This window comes from Thermogutta sp., assembly GCF_014359955.1.
Lineage (GTDB): Bacteria > Planctomycetota > Planctomycetia > Pirellulales > Thermoguttaceae > Thermogutta.
Genome location: NZ_JACIYL010000563.1, coordinates 1 through 2975 on the forward strand (window position 1 = coordinate 1; position 2975 = coordinate 2975).

Annotated in this window: 2 protein-coding genes and 1 pseudogene; 2 read left to right on the forward strand and 1 reads right to left on the reverse strand. The window is 58.0% G+C overall.

The window, feature by feature from the left end; translation table 11 throughout:
• Together H5U08_RS14430 and H5U08_RS14435 are read left to right on the forward strand one after the other, a co-directional pair.
• On the forward strand, positions 1 to 1014 hold a 1014-nt coding region (locus H5U08_RS14430), incomplete at its 5' end, for a hypothetical protein (RefSeq protein ID WP_297034518.1).
• A gap of 111 nt (positions 1015 to 1125) precedes the next feature.
• Positions 1126 to 2517 (forward strand): SLC13 family permease, encoded by a 1392-nt coding sequence (locus tag H5U08_RS14435; RefSeq protein ID WP_297034520.1) that lies wholly within the window; start codon positions 1126 to 1128, stop codon positions 2515 to 2517.
• Positions 2518 to 2557: 40 nt separating this feature from the next.
• Here the strand turns inward: H5U08_RS14435 and H5U08_RS14440 are convergent.
• A pseudogene (locus tag H5U08_RS14440) lies at positions 2558 to 2975 on the reverse strand (hypothetical protein); the annotation flags it as partial.

Consider the following 2975-nt stretch of genomic DNA (forward strand, 5'->3'; position numbering starts at 1 on the left):
CTCGTTCATCGCACCTTTGTATACGCGCCACCGCCGCGTGAAAAATCGGCCAAAATGTTCGATTTCCCTAACGGTGAAGCGTTTGAAGTGCCCAAATTCATTCCCCGTGATCTGGCCACTATCGGGATGGGCTACTGCAACCTCCTGACTGGGTTTGACAACATTGGGCCGGTGTTCGACCAGGTCATCGGCGAGGGGGAAGAAGGTGTCTGGGACGAAGTTCTTGCCGGCCTGAAAGATGATCCGCAGGGGCCGCAGATCGACCTGCGCAATGAATTGTTCGCCCACTTTGGCGAAAAGGTGGCCATGTTCACGGCCTACCGATTGCCGATCACGACCACAAGCGAGCGCATTCTCATTGCCATCGAAGTGAAAGATGAGCAGGCCGCCGCAAAGGGAATCGCCAAGGTCTTTGCGAATGACAAGCATTTCCGCGAACGCGAGCACAAAGGAAAAGTGATATGGGAGCGGAAACCTCCCGAAGCACGCGCGGTGCCGCGTATTGAACTCGGTGGTGTTCCAGGATTGGCGCCACCCGAACCGAGCGACAGCGAGGAGACAGAGCCACTTTTCCCCAACACAGCAATCACGGTTTACGAGGGCTATCTTCTCATTGCATCGCACTTCGACTACCTCACTGAGATCCTCGACTTGCAGAGCGAGCGCGAGACGATCGCGCGGAACCCGGATTTCGTGGAGGTGATGGAAACCATCGAGAAATTGGGGGGGAAACAGGCGTGTTGGCGGGGATTCTCACTCACGGATGAGGAATACCGTCCCACGTACGAACTCATTCGGCAGGGAAAAATGCCGGAAAGTGAGACGATGCTGGGACGTGTTTTGAACACGATCTTCGCGCCCCCAGAGAAGGGAGCCCTCCGCAAACAACGGATCGATGGAAGCAAACTCCCAGAGTACGAGGTCGTACGGCGCCACCTGGGGCCGGCGGGTGTCTTCGCCGTGACGGAGAATGACGGTTGGTTTATCAAGGGTTTCACCCTGCCCAAGAAATGATCGGCCGTCTGCGATTCCCGCGAACGGAGCCGCGCCCGGCGGACAGTTGGGGTGCTGCCCCCGGCAGCGCTGAACGTATCCGAGATTGGCACGCACAGGTTTTAGCAAACGATGGTCAGCCCGGTTCTGGTTCTGCTTTGTGGGATCGGCCTTGTCATTCTCCTCATTGTGGTTGTCCGGCTCAATGCTTTTCTGTCCTTGATGTTAGCCGCCTTTGTGGTGAGCTTGCTGGCGCCGGGTGACTGGGGGGAAAAGATTTCCCGCGCGACAGCGGCTTTTGGTACGACGGCCGGCAACATCGGAGTGATGATCGCGCTGGCTGCGGTTATCGGCAAGTGCCTGATGGAAAGCGGCTCGGCCGACCGGATCGTTCGCACCTGCCTTCGCGTTTTGGGAGAACGCCGTGCCCCGATCGCTCTGATGGCGAGCGGCTTTGTACTGTCGATTCCCGTTTTTTTCGATACCGTCTTTTACCTGCTTGTCCCTTTGGCGCGATCCTTTTCTCGCATGATGCGATCGGGATACGTGCTGTCGATCCTGGCCATTGGAGCCGGCGCAGCCCTCACCCATACCCTCGTGCCCCCCACCCCTGGTCCGCTCGCTGTAGCGGGACTCCTGGGTGTGGACGTGGGACATATGATCCTCATGGGGATCCTCGTGGGAGTTCCAGCTGCGGTACTTGTCTTTCCGTTCCTTAATGTGCTCGAAAAACTTTGCCCATTGCCGGTCCGACCGTATCCGGGTGAACAAGAAACCGCGCCTCGTTCCGACCAGGCGTTGCCACCTTTCTGGCTGGCCAGTGCCCCGGTTGTTCTGCCGGTTATCCTGATTTCAGCCAATACGATCTTGAAGGTCCTCGCGAAACAAAACCTTCAGTTCGGCCCGGCAGCCCTTGTCGCTTCAATCCTGGGAGATCCCAGTCTGGCTCTTTTTCTCGCCGCCATTGTGGCGATGGGCACAACAGTGTGGAGCCGCCGCCTTTCATTGACGGAATTGGGCCGAATGACGGAAGAGGCCCTCATGAGCGCTGGAATGATCATTCTGATTACCTCTGCGGGCGGCGCCTTTGGTGCCATGTTACGGCAAACAGGGATCAGCGAGAACGTGGGACAATTTGTCGAATCCCAGTCGCAGGCCGGTGGGCTTCTCCTGTTGGTGATCGGTTTTCTGGTGGCGGCCGTCATGAAAACAGCCCAGGGCTCCAGTACCGTGGCCATGCTCACCACGGCCGGGATTATGGGTTCGCTGTTCAAGACACCGGAGGCCCTGGTCCAGTACCTTCACTGCCATCCCGTCTATTTGGCCCTTTCGATCGGTGCCGGTTCTTTGGTGTTTTGCTGGATGAACGATAGCGGATTCTGGGTTGTTGCGAGAATGAGTGTCTGGAGCGAAACCGAAGCCCTCAAACTGTGGACGGTGACGGCCGCCCTGGCGGGAGTGGCCGGTTTTCTCGTCACTTTTCTCTTCGCATGGCTGCTCCCGGGGGCGTTCTTTGCCGGCTGAAGAAAATCTGAGTTTGCCCCATGGCAAAGTTCTCGTCCGGCTAACGGCGAGGTCGAACAACGCGGCCCGTGCTCGTTTCGATTGTCACCCAGAAAGGATGCTGTCTGTCCCAGCGACGAGCCACGTCGTTGAGAAGGGTTTCCACATCCGGCGATATGTCGCGTGTATCGAGACGCCGGGCATTCACAAGAATCGTTGAACGCTTGTCGAAATCGATGATCTCCGGATTCAGACCGATGGTTGCCTTCGCCGCTCCCACTTGAAGCATCACGGTGTTTTCGCTGGGAATCCGCCCACGCACGATGAGCGGCGTCGGATTCGGGGGAGGCCAGGAAAGGGGCGGTTCCACAACGGCCGGCGGCATTTCATCGAGTTCCACGTACCAGAAGAAATTGTCGAACAGACGCATCGTGCGGGCCGTAAAATCCCGGGGGGCCGGGTCCCTCTGCTGATACGAC

Bases quoted from the DNA above. Each gene is read 5' to 3' on its own strand.
- H5U08_RS14435 (WP_297034520.1), top strand. From the start codon at position 1,126: ATGGTCAGCCCGGTTCTGGTTCTGCTTTGTGGGATCGGCCTTGTCATT.